This window comes from Kordia sp. (assembly GCF_050633145.1).
Taxonomy (GTDB): domain Bacteria; phylum Bacteroidota; class Bacteroidia; order Flavobacteriales; family Flavobacteriaceae; genus Kordia.
Window position 1 is genome coordinate 44678 of the sequence record NZ_JBOEFY010000072.1, and the last position, 19192, is coordinate 63869.

Here is a 19192-nt window from a genome sequence, read left to right on the forward strand (position 1 = left end):
AATTATTGTGTTCTAGAAATTTTATCATAATGTGAAATAAGATCAGAAGCATATAGTTTTTTATTGTAATAAAGGATACATTTAATTGTTACTGCCCAAATAAATACATATATGAAAACAATAATTGTTCCTATTTCATAAAAAGCTGTATTGAATGTTTCATTTTTTCCGTCTTTATTTATAACTAAAGATAATATTATAGCAAAGAAGGGGAAACCAACTAATAAGTAGATCCATTTAACTAGTCGACTGAATTTAAAAAAGATATTATCAATAACTTCAAAAGCTAATAATAAAGAACTAGAAAAAGCATAATAAAAAAGTTTTCTAGTATTACTTGCATTTTTAATTAAACAATCATAGATATCCACATCTGAGTCATTAGAAAGTTCTTTGAAAGAAGTAATTATTATATCTAAAGATCCTGCTAATAAAAATAACATTAAAAAAAGAAAAAGTCTAGAGTAAAGAAAACCATCTTGTTTAATTGTCTCTGGAACTTGTTGTTGTTCAGTTGTTTCTTTTGCTTTATCATCCAGATTCATAAAAAGTAAGTTTGTCTGCGGTGTTAAAAATTAAAATACCTAAAGTTTTTTAAAGTAGTAATTTTTTTTCAATTATTAAAGAAAAATACTTAAATTATATTTATGTCATTAATAAAATATTTTTATGTTTTCAAACATAAAAATTAATCTAGATAAATAATTACGGTTTTCCTCAATTTGCTATAACAAACTATCAATCATTAGAGAATTTGATTTAAACCAAGTTACACCAGTAAAAACATTTGCTTGTTTTATACTTTCATGGGTACTCCCTAAAAAATGATCTGGATAGGTCATATTTTCTTGAATTCGTTTCATCAGCGTTTCTAAATGTGTTTTTCGCTCTGTTACAGTTAAAACTTGGAAAGTTTGCGCTGTAGTTTCAAGTTGTTTTTGCCAAGAAAGAGACTGTAAAAACTTTTCATATATCTTGTATTTGTAGAGTAAAGAACCTTTTGGAATGGTGTTAAATTGCCCACCAATAGCTTCTTTTCCTGTATCAATTTCTACCATGTAGAGTGCTTCTTTTTGAGTTTTTATATTTTTCAAAATAAAAATCATATCAGGAATAATCGACAATTTATCCATAATCAGTTTGGTTTCTATCAAACTTTTTTTACCGATTTTCTTTTGTCCAGATTCCGTCAAAATAGTTTTGAGTTCAAGCATCGGTAATTGTCGTAAATCAGCTTCTAATTTTATCCAAAAATTAATGAGTTGATACCGATGATAATAATGATTTATAGACGAAAAAGGCTTGGTTACGGTGTATTTAATATACTTATAATTATCACTTTGTTGTTCATTTTGTACAAGCTCAAGTCCTTGTTTAGTGAGGTAGGATAGGTAACCAAAATTGAGATTCTTACTTTTTGGCAATTTAGCTCGTTTTATGTAACCATGTTTATCAAGATATTCTAAGGCATGTTGTACGGCTCTTACTGTATTATTGGGGAATAAATGAAGGTGTATTTGCTCAGTACATAAATATTTGTATCGAGCGAGCCATAAGAGAATGCGAGTGTGTTTGACACTGAGTATTTTCATAAGAGTTTTTCGGGTTTCGGAAGTGGTACAATTGGTTTTGGTATGTTCGGTTGTGTAGAGGCCGTTTTTTGCTTCTTTGACTCAGTTTTAGTGTAATAGGTTTTAAGGGTTTGATTGAGGCGTTTTCTATGCTGTTCTTTATATAGATAATTTGATCCTGTATGCCCTAATAAAAAGCTATATGATTGAATCAAAATCGGTTTAAAACTACCTATGCGAATTATAAATTTTCCTTTTCCGAGAATTGGCACATTTTTACCTCGAAACCCCATCTCTTTACTCATAACTTCAAAATCTTTGGCACTGGTAAATCCACAACATTTGATATTGGTGTTGGCGAGAATACTATTTCGAAGGCGAGTATTTTCGATTTGTTGTAAAAATTGATTTGCAAGTACTAAATGGAGCGAATACTTGCGCGCCTCAGATAAAATTTTATCAAATCTGTCGCTTAGGAAGTTTTGGAGTTCATCAACGACAACAAACCAAGGCTTGCGAAATTGTTCTGGAATGTTGGCTCTTTGCAATGCTTGGGTAGTAAGTTCAGAAATAAGAAATGAACCAAGAATTTTACAGCCAGATTCACCAAGCAATCCTTGACTGGCGTTTACCAGTATGGTGTATCCGTCATTCAGTGATTTTTTAAGGTTAAAAGATGGTTCTTTACAATCAAAAATTTCAGCCAGATAATAGTTGGAAAGTGAGTTCTCAAAACGGGTTAACACACTTGCTTTTGTGATTTCTAAACGTTTTTGGTTAAAATCATGAGCGAAGAAAAGTCGAACGTTCTCATTGTAATGCTGGGCGGCAAGTTGTTCGTATAGCTCACTGGTTGCAGGACGTAAAAACTGCATAAAGTCACGCAAGTTACTGCCTTTGGTATTCAGAAGAACCAAGAGACAATTATAGATTATGCGACGCATGTTCTCACTAAATTCCGTATGAAATATCACAGCAAATGCATTGAGAAGTTCACTGGCTTTTACACTGATAAATGCCTGTTTTTCACGTTCGGGTTTGTCAAAGTATTCGTGAAAGAATGGATTGTAACGAAAGTAATAATTGAACTTCCCGAACTCTGGTGATAAATAGATGATTTTTTCGTCTTTGTGCTTAAAAAATGAGCAATCCTTCACTAGATCGCCATGTGGGTCTAAAACGAGGCACCCCGCCTTATTTTGGCTAAAATGATAGGTCATAATTTTAAGCAGTTCAGATTTCCCTGAACCACTCGCACCAATACAGTAGGTATGACGACATAGGTTATAATATGGGAAAAGAGCTTTGAAACTTTTTTCAAAAAAAAACGTCTGCTCATGATCCAGTTGGGATAAAAATTGAGCCTTATGAAGTCTAAGTTCTGATTCGTGGGTGGATAAAGTCGGCGATTTTTCATCTTCATTTGGAATAGCGGAAAAATACTCTAGCCTCTTTTCTGCAATCTTCAGAACGGGTTTTAACTTTTTACGTTTGGTATCAAAACTGTTCCGAAATTGCCTTTGTATTTCTGACGACATCGAAAACTTAAAATCATGCATACGTTTTAGACGCGTATAAAAATCTTGGTTATAGACTTCTACTAAGTAATCAAACGCCTCATCATTCTCTAATATGATTGATTTTATTTCTTCCATATTGATCTCAAATTCTCCAATATCGAGCGCATTTGCTTTGTCTTTGGACAAAAGAATTTCTAATGGTAATTCACCATAGATTTTTTCTAAAAATTCGGTTTTGTTGATATTAAAAGGTTTCAATGTGCTGTTGAATTATTTGTCTGAGTTGTCTGTTTTCTTCGCAGGTTTTTAAATAGTGCTTTTCCGTAATGATTGAAATATTTTTCGGGTTGAATTTGGGTCTTATTTTCTGAGAAGTTTTCAAATCATTCTCACATTTTCCGAGTTTTTCTTTGAGTTTTTTATTCGTATCTCGAAGCGAAGAATTATCAATATATAAGCCGATAATAAGACCAAAATAAATGAGTGCGCCGATAAGCATAGTTTTGTGTTTTACTGAAAAATTGATTTTTAAAATTTACATTTTGACTGCATTTATACTTCGTTAAGGCTTCATTTAGACGCTTAAAAATGCATGATAAAACGCTCAAAATCCGCATTATTTCTTGCCTCTCTTTACTCTCTCTATCTTAAATAGCCTCTGTGATGATACTCATTCATATTCAATGAATGCCTATCATCTACAACCGCCTCCTCTCCGAGGGCAAACGCCCTTCGTCTGCGTTTGATCCGACAAAGTTGCGCGACACCGAACCCTGTTTCATTAAGTCTTAATGTTTGTTCTTGTTCACATTTTTGGTTCAAAAAAGTGGTTTATTCAACCACTTTTCTGTCCAAATAATCTATCAAAGATTGATAGTCATACATCAGCCCACGACTAGATGTCTTACTGTATTTAATCTCATCACAGTTGCGAAGTTGTTGCAACTTACTCGTCTTTACATTCAGCGTAGCCATAGCCGTTTTTGGACAAACATATTTAGGCTGTTTGTCTGTATTATGAGTTTCTAAGGCATTCTCTACGACTTTTTGTATAGCGTCTAAAAGTTTTGTCTTACTCACTAAGACCATTTCTTTATTATTCATAATATGTGGAATTTAAGGTTCTCCGTATCAAAGACGATTTTAAAAACAGTTGTCCAATAAAAATTTAGAAATTGATACGCCGTTTGGTTTTCCATCATGCCAAGCGGCAAGTAACAATCTATGGTTATATTGGGGTATTTTACTTTTGATATTCCAAAATCATTTATGATTCTTTGGGCGTCATACTTGGCTTTGGTCTCTGCGTCTAATTTTGAATTTATTCTACTTAGTTCTCTCCTTGGAGAAGACTCTAGCATATCAGATAGAAAAATGATTTTGAGCGTGTCTTTATCTCCTGCAAGAGCATGGATTTTTGGAATCGCTTCTAAAATCCTCGTTTGATGGCTCCGCTTTTGACGTGTTTCAAAAGCTTGTAAAACATTAGTGATAAATCGGAACTTGGCTCTAAGTAGTTGTGATTTTTGACGGGTTGTTTCGACTTTCGTTTTTGCTTCTCGTTTAGTTGGATTTTCAAAGACAAATTCCCGTTGATTGGTCACTGATGCGCTGTTATGGAAAAGGTACGACACAATTACTCTGTCATTCGGCTTTTGAATGTGTTTGAGTAAAATTGTTTTTAAAACGGTTTTTTGTTTAGCGATATGATTTTCATTTGCTTTTACTGAACCGCTATAATCTTGGAAGATCAAAACGGTATTTCTTTGTGCCTGTAAACCCATGGAGAATACAAGGCAGAGAATCACTGATAAAATTGTTTTTGTTTTCATAGTTTGGAATTTTTAAGATTGATATAATGTTTCATAATCTGCGGTATCAAGAATGTCTTGATTTGCTGTTGATTTGGTACTTTCAGATTGGATGGTTGTTTTTTGGTTTTGTGGAGTGTCGGGTATTGGTGATTGAGATGCTGTTGGCAGTAACTCGTCTACCTGTGGAGGTGCTGCTTGTAATGAAAGCAGAGCCGTTTTCTTGCCTAAGAAATGACAATACAAACTCATAAGTTCTTGCATTTTTTGCAGTTTATTGAGTTCATGTTCGTACATACTCGGAAAACTAGTAATGGATTTTAAGGCACGCTTTTGTTGTCGGTTCAGCCAATAGACGCGTCCAACAATAATTTTAAAAGCTAACAGCATTGAAGATACCAGCAAAGAAACCAAGCTAATACAGATATATAGCATTCGACCAATAATATTTGTGGTTGGTTTGTCCGTTTGTAACTGTGCTTTGAGTCTGGAAACTTCCGCTTCTTTTTGGTCAATATCCGCTTTAATATTGGGATCATTCGGATTAGTAAATTGAATGGTGTATAAATTGTTCAAATCTTCATTTGCGATGGTGTATTTTTCTTGTCGCTTAGTATTATTGTATTGTTCGTAATTGAGATAGCCCGCACTAGTAACATAAAAAAGCACACAAGCCAAAAACAACCAGTAAATCCAAGGCATATATTTGACTGAACGAGCAAACTTCACAATTGAGTTGTAAAACAATAATCCAAGTAAATAGGAAGCTCCTACCAATACTAAAGAGAAAAAAATAGCCTTCCAAAATTGAAGCCCTAAAACAGTTGTCCCAAGATTAAGGAAGACAATAACTTCAGATATTAACGCACATAGATAAATTAGAATGAGTATCAATAGCATCCCGACTCCATTAGAGAGAGCGGCGAGTACATTTTGCAGTACTGGGATTTCACGGATTTTTTGATTGGTTATTTGTGGCAATTTCTCGGCAAACTTTTTAAAACTTAATTGTTCTCGTAAATCTTGTGTACTGATTTGTCCAAGCTGATTAGCAATACCACTAATTTTGGCAATGAGTTTGGGAGAAGTGCCAGGAATTTCATGTATTTCAGGGCTGAGTGCTACTCTGGAGAGTGCACGTTGCTTAAGAGGTATAAAATTCGTTTTCGGAAGTTCTGAAAATTCAGGAAATGGCACCAGTTGTGGTTCACGATCTTGCTTGTGTATCGGAATGCCTTGTTTGTCTATTTGTGTAATAAAATCACAATATTTGTCTCTCGATTCTGAGAAATTTATATGTACATGTTTGTAATTCCATATCAGTCGTTCAACATATTCCTGTTGTTTCATGTAGAGTGATTGCCACGATTTGAGTAAGTCTTCGGCTTGTTTAAAAAATGATATTTTAACTCGTCTCCCTGCGGTCTTATAAAAGTCGAAGGCAACATTTTTACACTCTGTTATAGTGAGTTTTAAGTAAATACTCAGAACTGCTAAAACAGCCGTCTGCAAGTGACTGAGTGTTTGTTTTGGTTTCATAGAGTTATTTTTTTGGATTTGTGAATGTTTGAATAAAATCGGTATCGAGAAACAAAAAGGCTTCCCATTCTAAATTGCGACGATCAATAAATTTTCGATTATAGCTCTCTCGGAAAAATGGAATCCAATTCTGAAAAGCTTCAATACCTAAACTATCTGCTTGTACTACGATAGTATCAAGTAGGAGTAGTTTTAGTAACAACGGAAGCGTACAACAAAAAAAGGCACCTCTGAATTTCCAGAAATTAGACTCATGCAAGAATTCATAATTTGGAAGTATCAAAAAATCTGCTTCTCTCGGAGCATATTTTAAGAGTAAATAATTTTCTTGCATTAGATCGCTTAAAACTTCGGGCGGATCTTTTGAAAAATATTCTTGGAATTGTTTTTCCCCAAAACGTTTTTTGATGGTTTTTGAAAGTAGATTGAAAGATTGAATTGTTGTTTTCATGGATATTGAATTTTCCATTCAAGCTACAATCGGTGCTCAAAAGTGATAGCGTCTTTTAAATACTATTTAGCGTCTTTCTGGAGCCTAATCCGTCTTTTTTATAGAAAAGTTCCGCACAAGTGTTTTTCCTTGTTCCAGAAATGATAAATAGTGTTCCAAAGATGCTCTATTTTTTGACTTATCAGGCGACCATGAGAAGTGGTCAAAAAGAGTTATAACATAATAGAGTTTGTCCTTTAGAGCTTCTTTAATATCTTCCTCTTCTAAATAATCAGTTTCACTTGTGTAATATTGAGTTTTAAATTCATTTATAGGTTTAAAAAGTGAAGTTTCCCAATCCTCAGGATAGATCATATTTTCTTTGGCGCCGTCCATGATAAAGAAAATGCTATTGGTAATATAATCAACCAATATAACACTACGGGCATAGCCTTCTAAGTTATCTTCAGCAGCTTGTTTTAACTCGGTGTCTATTTGATGAATTTCATCCATTCCAATAATACCCAAGACATCTTTTCGAGCTAAAGGAATACCCGTAAAAGGCTTCACTTTGTGTTTTTTAGGCGTGGAGAGCAGGCGAAACCGTTTTTCTTGTTCCATTTATAGGGAATATTTCTTACTTTTATCTGTATGTCAAGAAACCTACTTAATAAAATAACAGGCAATACATTATGGGTGTATTTTGAAGCTCGAAACTCTCAAGATAACTTTTCTGCGAATGATATTATTCATAAGGTAGAACAGGTGATGAAGCATTTAAAGTTATATTACAATCACTTAAGCATCGAAAAAAATACAATTATTGAAACCAAAATTCAGGCTTATTTTCAAACCACTATTTTTAAATCTTGGATTTTAAATCAGAGTAAAGATTTAAAGGATGTTATTAATACGGATATAGTTAATCGACATAAACGTAATTTTTCAAATCCTACCAAAAAAGAATATCTTGATTTTTATGCAATCTATTGCGGTTTTGCAGGCATCAATGGTTTTATAGCCAATGAGAGTCTCTACAATTGTTTTTTAGTTTCCAGTAATGAAGAAAAATTTCAAGAAAAATCTTTTCTAAAACGCTTAATCTATCCCGATATCGGCGTTGTCAGTACTGATGTGCTACTACAAAAATATCAAGCAAAAGAAGATTTTTACAAACACTATACTGGCTTTTACAATGTTTTCTTTATTGATGAGGTTACTGTTTTTAAAAAGAATCAAGGACAACCACCAAAATTCGAAGTAGCGAATTTTATTTTTGAAAATCACAAAGGAAAGTTTTTTTATAAAGAGCTTGATACAGAAAAACTAAAATATAATGATCTTTTTCCACTAGAAAATTCGCCTAAAAGTAATTTTTACGTGCAGGAAATAGATGTTGATTGGGCATATATGTTTAGTTTTAAACGACCAGATGAAAACGAGGGTATTTTGGATGAATTTTCAATTTTACAGCTAGGCTCAACTCAAGAGGGATATCAACGTTTTGCAGGTATTGGCTTTGCTGTTAGGGTCAAATATCCTTTTGAACTTATTCTTCCTAGGCGAGATTTAGACACTTTAGATGCTAATTTATTTCGTATATGTTCTCCTGTAACCAGTGTCTCAATAAATAAAAAAAATAATACGGAAAGAAATGGAGACGAAATTTATGCAGAACTTTTTAAAAAAGGGAAACTTTTAACCGATACAATAAAGAATGAATTGCCACGTATTGAAAAAATTCTGAGGTTAAAGGCAAACTTATATTATGAAGAGCAGTCATAATATTTTATTTATTAGTTTTTGTGTGTAAATAATAGACAGTAAACCAGAATATTTTTTTATAAAGAAAATTATATCTATATTTTGTAGCTTAAAACTTAACTTTTGTAAGTTATGTTTGCTGAATTTTAAAATAGTTAATGGGCAAAACAACAGTTGGAGATGCATATAAACAAAAAAGAGGAGACCTAAGACACTATGCTGAGGCTGTTGAAATATGTTTAAAAGCTAATGAAGATGATATTATACATATTGAAAATTATGGCGATATATCAACCTTGACTACATCTATTGAAGTAAAAGACCTAGAAGAAGCTATCACTTTAGGTTCATATCAAATCTGGAATACATTAAAGAATTGGGTTGTTGATTTTCAACAATTCAATCAATTTGACAAGCTATTACTGCTTAGTACTTCACCTGTTGTAAGTGATAAAAGTATTCCTGATTGGAATGAAATGACCAAAGAGAATAAACTTAAAAAATTGGTTGAAGCTTCCAACAAGATTAGAGGAAGAAAAAATGCTTCTAAAGAAAAGATCAAACTATTTGATGAGGTATTTAAATTTAATGATTTATATACTAAAAACGACTTATTAGATATACTAGATAGATTCCATATATGTTTGTCAAGCGTTAATGATAAAGAGAAATATCAGGAATTAGAAAAACTTGATTTATTCAAACTTCATACAAAAGCTATGACGAAAACAATTATAAGTGATGTTATATACTTCATTTTTCGTAAAGGTTTGGAAGGAGATGATAAATGGCAAATAAATATTTCTGAGTTGCATAGAGTCTTAAAACATTCAGCTTATAGTACTAAGAAAAAGTTACCAAAGCTACTCAAAAAATATGATGATATTTCCATAGAAGATTATGAAGAAACTGTTTTTGTTGATGAAATGAAGAAAATTGAGTTAGATGTTTCTGAAATTGAACTTGGGATTGGTGATTATTGTAGGACATATGACACAATCATTGATTTAATAGATGAAAATATTCTTTTTGAACAAGACATAATGAATTACAGAAGAGGAGAGCTTTATAGATACCTCAACGGTAATAAGAAATTAATAGAACTAGAGTCTGGCGAAAAAATTCAAAAGTCAAAGAAAAACTTTTTTAATTGTCTTTATAAAATTGATTTGATTGATTTAGAATCTATAGATAATGAAACATTTTTCCAACGGGGAAATATTCATTCAATTGTAGATGATGGTTTATATAGGTGGTTAATAGATGAAGATTGAAAATATTAAAAATATTACAGAGAACCCTTTTTGGTTAAGTAAAACCTTACCATATTTCTTTGAAGGTTATGGAAAAGAAAAACTAGATGTTAATGTTATGTATCTTATTCTACCATTTATCTTGACCAAAAGTATTCGGAATGGAATTTTATTTTCTGCGAATTCTTCAAGTACTTTTGATTCATTGTTTTATGCGCCTGCAAGCAAGGCCAAAAATAAAAAAGATAAAATATTTGAAACTTACAATGAATCATTAATGAATAAAACATCTTTGGTAGTAATTGAAGAAAAATATCATAACTATAAAGAATTAATGAATAAGGTTTTATTAATAGCTTATAATGGGGGGTGTTTTAGTATTAAAAATGCAAAAATTATTCCTCTCAAAATGTATGACTATACAAAAACAAAGGATACAGAAGATTTTCTTTTTGATTATTACAAATGCATGCGCAATTTAGGTGTTGTTTTTGGGAAAGAATCAATTTCAAATCTTTATAGAAAATGTCAAATAAGTAGAATCTAATGAATTGTTACATTAAAGATATTCTCCTTTTTGGAGGAGATAAAGAGAAACGTATAGTACCGCTAAAGCAAGGCTTAAATATTATAACAGGAGCTTCACAAACAGGTAAAAGTGCCTTGATAGAAATAGTAGATTATTGTTTTTGTAGTAAGTTTTCTTCTATTCCAAGAGGTAAGATACATGATTGGACTGAGCTATATGCTATTATTATTGAGAAACAAGGTGAATTTATAATAATAGGAAGAAGGCGTTTTGATTCTGGCGGGAATTTAAATATGTATTGTAATGTTGTAGGAGAATATACTAAAATTGAGGACATAGATTTATCTTATTTTAATAATTCTTCACCTCAAAAACTTACCTCTGTAAAAAAACAAATAGCTCAATTCTTTGGTGTCAATGTTAAGAATACAAATGAAACTCTAAATTCAAAAAAAGAAGGGCATACAGCAAGTATTAGAAACTTAACTTCTTTTATGTTTCAGCATCAAAACTTAATAGCAAGTAAACATACTTTATTTAGTCGATTTGATGACCCGATAAGAAAGAAAGATACAATTAGTCAATTACCTGTTTTTTTAGGTTGGGTAGGAGATAAGTATTACTCTTACATCAGAGAAAAAGAACTACTTCTTGATAAGCAGAATAGATTGTTGAAATTAAAAGAGAAAGAAGAGAAGCAAATTGAAAAGCAAACTAAAGAGTTGAACGCTCATTTCAAAAATTATTATTCAATTATTGGAAAAAGCTTTTCAGCAGCTTATTCAGTTCAAGAATTATTAATTTTAAGAAATCAATTACCTGATTACAATGAAAAAACCTTTGTTAGCGAAACTTTATCAACTAGATATATAGAACAAAAAGAATATAGAGATAAATTAAAGGCTAAACGAGATTTAATTCAAAAGAGAATTGCAAACATAGAATTATATGATAACTACACAGTTAATTACCAAGTCAGTTTACTTGAGCTAAGGGATAAAGCTAAAAAAGGTTCGCAAATAAAAGATAGACAAAGCAATTGCCCGTTATGTGGTCAAGATAGTAGTGAAATTATTGTAGAGGAACTAAAAAAACTACATGAAGCTCGTCAGGATTTGGAGCAGGAATTAAAGAAAACGAAAGATTTTAAAGAAGATTATAGTTCTGAACTTCAAAAATTAAAAATTGAAAAGGACAGATATGATAATGAATTAAGAAAAGTAAATTCACAGATAAAATATCTAGAAAGACAATTTAAAGATATAGAAAGTTTCAAATCTACAAGTGATAGGGCTATATATGCAAAAGCAAAACTCGATTTAATAATTGATAACATTACTAATTCTTCATTATTATCTAATTATGAAGAAGAACTTAAAAATATAAAGGAGGCTATTGATCGACTCAAGGTAGAATTAGGTGTTTTTGATATTGAAAGTAAATTAAATAATGCGCAGAGGTTATTAAATCAAAATATTGGTCAAATATGTTCGAATTTAGATTTTGAAGATAGATTTTTACCCGTTAATTCTCAATTTGATATTAGAGAATTTACTTTTTCAATTTTTGATAATACAAATAAAACACGAGTTCGTCTAAGTGAATTGGGTAGTGGGTCTAATTGGTTAGCCAGCCATATAGGAGTATTTCTAAGTTTTTTAAAACTTTCTACAATTGAAAAAGAATCAAAAATACCAAGCGTATTGTTTTTAGATCAACCAAGTCAAATTTATTTTCCAAATGAACCTTCGATAGATGATAAAAAAAGTCGAAATAAAGAATTTGAAAAAGTAGATAATATATACAATACAATTTTGGATCAAATTGAGGATGTAAAAAAAGAATCTGGTTATTTACCTCAAGTCATAGTGACTGATCATGCTGATTATCTAAATTTAAAAGATGAATATAATTATGAAAGTTATGTAATAAAAAGGTGGTGGGCAGGTCAAGAAGAAGAGGCTTTGATATAACTTTTAATAGAAAATATAAACACAAAAATAAGAAAGGTTGAATATAAAAATTAATAAAAATATAGTTTCACTAAATGTGATTAATGAGAATCTCATTAAACCATATAAAAAACTACTATTAGAAAAAAAAACAGTCTTAGCTATACAAATCACTTTCACAAATGAGGTGAATCGGTTGGATGAATTATTATATACTTATTTAAGTCTTATTTGTAAAAAACATAATATTAATAAAGTAAGAATAGATTTTTCAAATCAAGAGCCTGCGTCTAAGGTGCTACGTTTATCCGTTCAGTATTCTGGTGTTTTAAGAAAAGCACCTTATGAACTATTTCTTGATATATTTAATAAAGGTAAAAGACAAGCGTATTTTTTTGAGGGCTCTAAAGAATTTTTACCACCTCTTTTAATTAACCAAGAAGTCTATGACAGACTTTTTATTGAAGAAAGAAAAAATGATAGTGACCTACTAAAATTTATTGAAAGGCAGAAAATAAAAAATCAACTAGAAACTATTTTTAAGGAAATAACTCGAAAAGAAGAGTTTAAAAAAGCTGTATTAAAATCATTATTTGATACTGATGCTGTAAACTATGCTTGGAGGTATATGTTTAAAGCATTTTCGCACCTAAATATACTAAGGTATTTAATCCAAGAAAAATATAATGAAACAGTTAGTGACTCTTTAAAAAGAAAGAATGAGTTTAGTTTTGGTAAAATTAGAAAGGGAAGTACAGCTACACATATAATACAAGACATAAGCAATACTCTAGAGAAAAGTCAATTTTATAACTTTAACTATTTTCAAGTATTTATATTTTCAATTCTCGTTCAAAATAGCACTCTCTTTGATGCTTCAAAATTAATTGACCCAAACGATGATCTTGAGGGTTACGAAGTATATAAAAAACAGTATTTAAGCCACTTAAAATATATTATAAAATACACCACAGACATTTCTTTTGGTATTGAAGAACTTTCAAAGAATATTATTGAACACGTTTCAGGTACTAAATCGGATTTTAAAGGAGCTATAACAGTTCGAGTATTAAGCAATGAAGGTTTTAATGATATTACTAATAGTGAAAAAAATCAAACTCTAACGAATTGGAAGGATGATACATTAGAGAATGAACCAAACATTCTACAAATCAATGTTCTTGATTTAGGAGAAGATTCAGTTTTAGAGACTTATTATAATAATATTGAATCTTTAATTTTAATGAGCGATGATTCATCTAAAGTGCTATTAGAAGAAGACTTGCAGAATCTAAAAAGCGGAATGTTTAATATATCTCGATTTTTAGACTTTACAAATATTTATCTAAACCATCAAGTAAAACGAGTATATGCAAGATTAGGGTTGCTAATTTTTTCTAATTTAATTTTAGATAAAAAAAATGGAATAATTAGATCTTCTTCTTATGGATTAAAGGATATTTCATCAGCATCATCTTATATAAGTTTTAATAACAAACAAATAAATATGAGTTCAGATGAAGTTAATAATACAATAGAGTTAGGAACAAACTATAATATAAATATACCTGTAAATGAATCTTTTGATGAGTATAGAGGTGCAGTATCAGAAGATGAAGTTGTAGCTATTTTACCTACTTCAGATTCGACTTTATTTGTAGAGTTATTTAATTATAAATATGGAAATGTTAAAACTGATTTCTCAAATTCAATAGCTTTATTGGATATTGATTTATCTATTATCACAGAAAGAGATAAATATGAAAAAATCAAAAGAGCAAAGGAGTTAATAAATCATTCTATATCAGTCATTAAAGACTCTAAAGATATTGTTGTCGTAATTGATGCAAAAAAATGTTCAAATATCATAAATAATTCAAGTGATTGGGTTAGACTATTAGGTTCTTTGCATATAGAAAATCCTGAAAAAAATAGCAATATTATTATTAAAAGGGTAAATGAAAATATACATAATGAAATAATAAGCCTCAATAAATTATTTAAAGATACTAAATTTGGGTTTTGGAGTGATAATGACTTTATTCTGTTTTTTGTTGAGGTAGTTAACAATAATAACATATTCTACTTTAATGATTTATTAACTTCTAAAGATTACATGAAATATGTGAAGTTGAATAAGAATATTTCTAATTATCATTTGAATATGTTTTTAATAACAGAACCAGATTATGATGAGAAAGACTTACCCAATGAAGAAATGTTATTTACGAATAACATTTTAAAAGAAGGAAGGTTGTTAAATTTTGAATTACTTTTAAAGGCAGACGAGTATCTAACTATATATGAAAAAACGGCACATTCATTTCTGAATATTGAAATTAAAGACAAGATTTAATGAGTAAAAGAGAAACATATTTTGAAAGAATTGAGGGGTATAAAATTTTTGGGGGCCATTTAAAATTAGGTTCACGTATTCATATAACGGACTATTTTTATGCTAAAAGGTTATTTTATAATAGTTTTTTCGCAAATCGTTTTGCTTTTTTAATAAGCAAATATATTGTAGAAAATCACAGTTCTTTTATAAAAGATTTAGCTGAAAAAAATAAAATTACATTGATTGGTTATGAAATGTACTCTGAGTTATTAGTAAGTAGTATTAGAAAAATTCTAAATGATAAATATCTTGTTGATTTTAACTTTGAGAAATTCAATCACCATATTTATAAACGCGATAAACTTTTTTCTAAAAACCCCAATAAAATAAATGAAAATATTATTCTTATAACACCTATTAGTACTACTTTTTCGACCTCATTAAGAGTTCAGTCAGAAATTAAAAACACTTTACAAAAAAAATATGCTAAACAAAATGTCAATTTTTTAGAACCTTATATTAGTTGCTTAGTAATTGGAAATAAAGATTCGTTTATCCCTAATGATAATAGAAATCATAAGTTTAATGATAAAGATATTGAGTATGAATATGGTTGGCAAAAAGCAGAAATTGATAAAGGCATTATAGATATAAAACCTCAATTAGATAAATTTTTTGAAAAAGAGATTGTAAAAGTTAAATACTTTGTTCCTTTAAATACTGATTGGGTGAAAACATATAATTGTTCTCAATGTTATCCTAATAAATCTGATGCGTCACTAAATCTTATAGAAGAAAAAGTACTCATAGAAACTGATAAAAACTCCCTTGTACCTGATTTAATATTTCAATACCCTAGAGCGAAGAGCGACAATGTATCAGATATTTTTGATGAATTAAATTTTGCTAATAATAAAAACAGAATTGTATTACGAGAGCATTTTAAAAAAAATGATTCTAATTATATCTATTATATCAAGGCTGGTCAGTTTTTGAGGAATAATAAAGTGAATGTTGGCGATGTATGGTTGAAAAAAGAAAGAGAAACTATTCCAGATTTTAGAAGCTCTAATAATATAGTCATTATTACACCAACTGGTGGTTCAAACTCTGGTTTTGTAAATTTGGTTAATGATAAGCTTTTTAGTGATAATGCAACGATTATACAATATGACGTAAAGAACGAACTTATACATAATTTTCAAATCTTCTATAAGAGTATTTTGCAATCTGCATATAAGATTTTGTTTGTAGATGATGTTATGGCAACAGGTGATTCATTTGGGTTAATTAATCTTTATGTGAAAAATATAAGAGGTCATAAGGGAGTAGATTTTGCTTTATGTTTAATAAATAGGTTGGGTTATTTTAATGAGAAGAAGTTAATCTCTAAATTGCCAAATAGTAAAAGCTTTTTATACTTTTTAAGAACTAATGTACCGCCTATTCCATATAGAAATGAATATCCATATACAAGATTAAAGTCAGCATTTAAAAATTTAGCCAAAAATTCTGTTCTTGATATGATGCAAATGCATTTTAAGGAGAGAGAGAGCAAATTCAAACCTTTAAATTTAAATACAACTGCAAATATTGATGATAAAATTTCCGAACACAAAAGTCTATTTCAATTTTTACTAGAGCACGAGTTAAATAATCTTTTCAATTGTTCGGAAGAAGAAAATAATTTTATTTATTCTGAAGAGGATAAAATAATTTGCTTCTTTCAAAATAGCGATCATAAAGAACTGCTACGTTATTTTCGAAGAAGAGAATCTATCAAAGGTTTTTTGAAAACATATTCAATTTATAAAACAGAATTAAAAAATATATTATTAAAAATATGTACTATAGAACCTTATGTTAGGTATCATAATATTAAGAAATCTGCATTTCAATGGGTTATATTAGATCTTTCTAATTTAGTAAATAGCATATGTAGCCATAATTGGAACAAAGAAGATTTTTTTAGAGTTAACAATCTAACTAAATATTCTGAGTATCATAATTTTAAATTTTTATTAAAAAGAGCAACTAAATTGAATATGAATTATATTTATTCAATCGATATGCTTAAAGCTATAAGAATTTTACTAAAAAGTTTTTCGGTTACCCAGAAATCTTATTCAAATAAGTATAAATGGAGTATACAGTCAAATAATTATGAAATTAAAACTGAGCCTAAAAACATATATATATTTGGTTTTACAACCTATTATGTTGGTCTCATACAAGAATTAATTGTGGATCACGAAGCAAAAGCTATAGAGTTGGTGAAAAATATTAAGAAAATGCTTGATATAATCAATAAAAATGGTGACGAGAAAGTTAATTTAAGAAATGACTATGATAACCCTTTTTTACATTTATTGAGATTACTAGTATTAGAAAATACTTTCATCTTTAAAACATTTTGTGACAAGTTTATTAATGAATTAGAGTCTGATGCTAAGTTAATAATTAATTTTGATAGCAAGGATGTAAAGATAATAGAGGAAAGGCTTGAAGAGTATAATAAGAATGACATCTATATCTTTCAAGGTGTTAAGCAAATGCTATCAAAATTTAATAACAATGTTCCTATGCCTGAACATAATCCTCAACAAATTCTGTTTGAATCATTTAAGTATTTAATTATTGCAAAATCGTTAATAAGCAATGATATTAAACAAAAAAGTGGTCTTGGTAATACGGGAATTAAAAAGAAAATTGAAAAAATATTAGAACTATCCTGTAAAATCTTAGGTGTTAATAATGGAGGAGCTTTTTTGGTTGTAAAATATAAGGGAGAAGAAAACGATACTAATTATGATAATTTAAATGTAATTGGCGAATATTCTACATCTAAGGAACATAGCCTTATAGGCAAAGAAAAAATTGAAAATAGTATAGTTAATCAAATGTTTAATGGTATTTATGAATTAAAAACGCATAAGCCTCGTTCAACTTTTGAGGTTTCATTTTGTGATAAAGACGAATATCATTATCGTAAGTCATATGAAGAGGATAGTATTGAAGAGATTGACTTTAAAAATAAAATAGAAGTAACAGGTTCGGAAAAATATAAAAACCTTTTCTTTTTAAGAATAGCAAAAATAAATAAAGATAAGTCTAAAAAAGAATTAAATTATAAATCTACGCCTGTTGCAGTTTTATGTTTCTATGATAATAATACAGTTAATAAAAGTAATAATACATTACATTTTAAACGCTTTGATCCTAAGCAACTTAGATTACTCTTACTCTTAAGAGAAGATATTAGAAACTTTATAAATAATCATTTAATCAATGATAGTCTTAGGGCATTTGTAGAAGAACAAAATAGACTCATTGATTATTCGGCTCCTGAGCACGGTGAAGACCTTACAGTTAATGAATTACATAGAATTAGTCATAGCCATATTAAAGAATGGGAGTCTATCTTTTATAAGAAATACGCAAATTTTTTAATGTTGGATTTAGATATTAAACATAAAATTAAAGAGTATTTCCCTGACTTATCAAAAAATATCAAAGAAGAAAGGAAACCATATCTAATAAAAAATAAATTAGAAGAATATTTTGATTTTGTATTTAAGGGGCAACTAGCTAAGAATAAAGATTCTGTTAGAAAAATCGATTTCATTTCTAATGACATTGATTTTGAGATTACAATGAACAAGAATGTTTTTTTAACTTTAATGAAAGAGGTTTTTATAAATTGTAAAAAGAATGGTATACCAGGTAAAGACATTTTTATAAAATTATCAAATGATTTATTTGGTAATAAAGAGCTTAAAATTTATAATTTGATGAGTAACCCAGATGATTTAAATGATAATGATAAAAGGAAAATAAAAAGAGATGGTTATAGGGATAAAAAACCTAAGGGATTGTATTTAAATTATCTAATATGCAAAAACTTACAATATCCAATACCAGTATATGATATAGATGATAAATATTTTTATGTAACTTACAAGTTTAAAAGAAATGAGTAAATATTATTTAATAATAGAAGATAGAGAAAATCAGTATAATCAAATTAAAGATGTATTTGATAGTATTGATGATTATAGAAATGTGGTTAATGAGTATAATGAAATTAATGAGTTTACGGAAGTATTGCAAGTCAATCAGCCTAAAAATAACTACAAACCCATTAATGAGAAAATAGGTCATTTATTATCTAAAGTAAAAGGTGATTTAACTCTACTTTGTGATTTAAATTTATATCCAGCAAAAAGTGAATCACAAAAATTACAACAAGGTATTAATATACTTAAGGATTTAATTTTACCGCAAATTGATCTAACGCTCAATGCATTTAATAAACAGATTATAATTTGTACTAAATATGAAGAAGAATTGATAGAACCTTACTTTATAAAGTTAAATAAGCAGTTTTTAGATAAAAAAATAACATTCACCTATGTTCAGAAAAAATTTGAATTAAGTCTTCTACATGACGATTTTATTGAAGATTTGAATAATTTACTAACTTAA

General features: G+C 29.2%; 15 protein-coding genes. 7 read left to right on the top strand and 8 right to left on the bottom strand.

The features are described 5' to 3' along the window. Nucleotides 1-2 precede the first annotated feature (2 nt). The 8 genes from ACRBBL_RS24340 to ACRBBL_RS24375 form a co-directional block, all read right to left on the bottom strand. Complete coding sequence (locus tag ACRBBL_RS24340; protein ID WP_431371702.1) at nt 3-545, bottom strand: hypothetical protein; 543 nt, start codon at nt 543-545, stop codon at nt 3-5. Nucleotides 546-725: 180 nt separating this feature from the next. Next, nucleotides 726-1592: a replication-relaxation family protein gene (locus tag ACRBBL_RS24345; RefSeq protein WP_431371703.1), complete on the bottom strand. Its 867-nt coding sequence runs from the start codon at nt 1590-1592 to the stop codon at nt 726-728. Further along, on the bottom strand, nt 1589-3349 hold the full coding sequence (locus ACRBBL_RS24350) for a helicase HerA domain-containing protein (RefSeq protein WP_431371704.1): 1761 nt from the start codon (nt 3347-3349) through the stop codon (nt 1589-1591). The genes ACRBBL_RS24345 and ACRBBL_RS24350 overlap by 4 nt, the downstream gene beginning before the upstream one ends. 573 nt (nt 3350-3922) lie before the next feature. Continuing rightward, nucleotides 3923-4195 carry a hypothetical protein gene (locus ACRBBL_RS24355; protein ID WP_431371705.1) on the bottom strand — a complete coding sequence of 91 codons (273 nt, stop codon included), beginning with the start codon at nt 4193-4195 and terminating at the stop codon, nt 3923-3925. Then, nucleotides 4192-4923: a hypothetical protein gene (locus ACRBBL_RS24360; protein ID WP_431371706.1), complete on the bottom strand. Its 732-nt coding sequence runs from the start codon at nt 4921-4923 to the stop codon at nt 4192-4194. Before ACRBBL_RS24360 ends, ACRBBL_RS24355 begins: the two co-directional genes overlap by 4 nt. A gap of 12 nt (nt 4924-4935) precedes the next feature. Beyond that, a complete protein-coding gene (locus tag ACRBBL_RS24365) occupies nt 4936-6441 on the bottom strand; it encodes a hypothetical protein (protein WP_431371707.1) in 1506 nt (501 codons plus the stop codon). A gap of 4 nt (nt 6442-6445) precedes the next feature. Then, nucleotides 6446-6892: a hypothetical protein gene (locus tag ACRBBL_RS24370; RefSeq protein ID WP_431371708.1), complete on the bottom strand. Its 447-nt coding sequence runs from the start codon at nt 6890-6892 to the stop codon at nt 6446-6448. Between the two features lie 84 nt (nt 6893-6976). Continuing rightward, nucleotides 6977-7492 carry a hypothetical protein gene (locus tag ACRBBL_RS24375; protein WP_431371709.1) on the bottom strand — a complete coding sequence of 172 codons (516 nt, stop codon included), beginning with the start codon at nt 7490-7492 and terminating at the stop codon, nt 6977-6979. A gap of 30 nt (nt 7493-7522) precedes the next feature. Between ACRBBL_RS24375 and ACRBBL_RS24380 the strand changes: the two genes are divergently transcribed. From ACRBBL_RS24380 to ACRBBL_RS24410, 7 genes are all read left to right on the top strand, one after another. After that, the gene (locus ACRBBL_RS24380; RefSeq protein ID WP_431371710.1) at nt 7523-8656 is read left to right on the top strand and encodes a hypothetical protein; all 1134 of its coding nucleotides are present in this window, start codon (nt 7523-7525) and stop codon (nt 8654-8656) included. A gap of 137 nt (nt 8657-8793) precedes the next feature. Then, nucleotides 8794-9909 carry a hypothetical protein gene (locus tag ACRBBL_RS24385; protein ID WP_431371711.1) on the top strand — a complete coding sequence of 372 codons (1116 nt, stop codon included), beginning with the start codon at nt 8794-8796 and terminating at the stop codon, nt 9907-9909. Next, nucleotides 9899-10435: a three component ABC system middle component gene (locus ACRBBL_RS24390; RefSeq protein ID WP_431371712.1), complete on the top strand. Its 537-nt coding sequence runs from the start codon at nt 9899-9901 to the stop codon at nt 10433-10435. The genes ACRBBL_RS24385 and ACRBBL_RS24390 overlap by 11 nt, the downstream gene beginning before the upstream one ends. Then, nucleotides 10435-12390 carry a DUF3732 domain-containing protein gene (locus ACRBBL_RS24395; RefSeq protein WP_431371713.1) on the top strand — a complete coding sequence of 652 codons (1956 nt, stop codon included), beginning with the start codon at nt 10435-10437 and terminating at the stop codon, nt 12388-12390. The genes ACRBBL_RS24390 and ACRBBL_RS24395 overlap by 1 nt, the downstream gene beginning before the upstream one ends. Nucleotides 12391-12427: 37 nt before the next feature. Beyond that, on the top strand, nt 12428-14725 hold the full coding sequence (locus tag ACRBBL_RS24400; RefSeq protein WP_431371714.1) for a hypothetical protein: 2298 nt from the start codon (nt 12428-12430) through the stop codon (nt 14723-14725). After that, on the top strand, nt 14725-18687 hold the full coding sequence (locus ACRBBL_RS24405) for a hypothetical protein (protein ID WP_431371715.1): 3963 nt from the start codon (nt 14725-14727) through the stop codon (nt 18685-18687). Before ACRBBL_RS24400 ends, ACRBBL_RS24405 begins: the two co-directional genes overlap by 1 nt. After that, nucleotides 18680-19192 (top strand): hypothetical protein, encoded by a 513-nt coding sequence (locus ACRBBL_RS24410; RefSeq protein ID WP_431371716.1) that lies wholly within the window; start codon nt 18680-18682, stop codon nt 19190-19192. The genes ACRBBL_RS24405 and ACRBBL_RS24410 overlap by 8 nt, the downstream gene beginning before the upstream one ends.

Coding starts and splice junctions, on each gene's coding strand:
- ACRBBL_RS24340 (WP_431371702.1), bottom strand. CDS start 545: ATGAATCTGGATGATAAAGCAAAAGAAACAACTGAACAACAACAAGTT.
- ACRBBL_RS24345 (WP_431371703.1), bottom strand. CDS start 1,592: ATGAAAATACTCAGTGTCAAACACACTCGCATTCTCTTATGGCTCGCT.
- ACRBBL_RS24355 (WP_431371705.1), bottom strand. CDS start 4,195: ATGAATAATAAAGAAATGGTCTTAGTGAGTAAGACAAAACTTTTAGAC.
- ACRBBL_RS24360 (WP_431371706.1), bottom strand. CDS start 4,923: ATGAAAACAAAAACAATTTTATCAGTGATTCTCTGCCTTGTATTCTCC.
- ACRBBL_RS24365 (WP_431371707.1), bottom strand. CDS start 6,441: ATGAAACCAAAACAAACACTCAGTCACTTGCAGACGGCTGTTTTAGCA.
- ACRBBL_RS24370 (WP_431371708.1), bottom strand. CDS start 6,892: ATGAAAACAACAATTCAATCTTTCAATCTACTTTCAAAAACCATCAAA.
- ACRBBL_RS24375 (WP_431371709.1), bottom strand. CDS start 7,492: ATGGAACAAGAAAAACGGTTTCGCCTGCTCTCCACGCCTAAAAAACAC.
- ACRBBL_RS24380 (WP_431371710.1), top strand. CDS start 7,523: ATGTCAAGAAACCTACTTAATAAAATAACAGGCAATACATTATGGGTG.
- ACRBBL_RS24385 (WP_431371711.1), top strand. CDS start 8,794: ATGGGCAAAACAACAGTTGGAGATGCATATAAACAAAAAAGAGGAGAC.
- ACRBBL_RS24390 (WP_431371712.1), top strand. CDS start 9,899: ATGAAGATTGAAAATATTAAAAATATTACAGAGAACCCTTTTTGGTTA.
- ACRBBL_RS24395 (WP_431371713.1), top strand. CDS start 10,435: ATGAATTGTTACATTAAAGATATTCTCCTTTTTGGAGGAGATAAAGAG.
- ACRBBL_RS24405 (WP_431371715.1), top strand. CDS start 14,725: ATGAGTAAAAGAGAAACATATTTTGAAAGAATTGAGGGGTATAAAATT.
- ACRBBL_RS24410 (WP_431371716.1), top strand. CDS start 18,680: ATGAGTAAATATTATTTAATAATAGAAGATAGAGAAAATCAGTATAAT.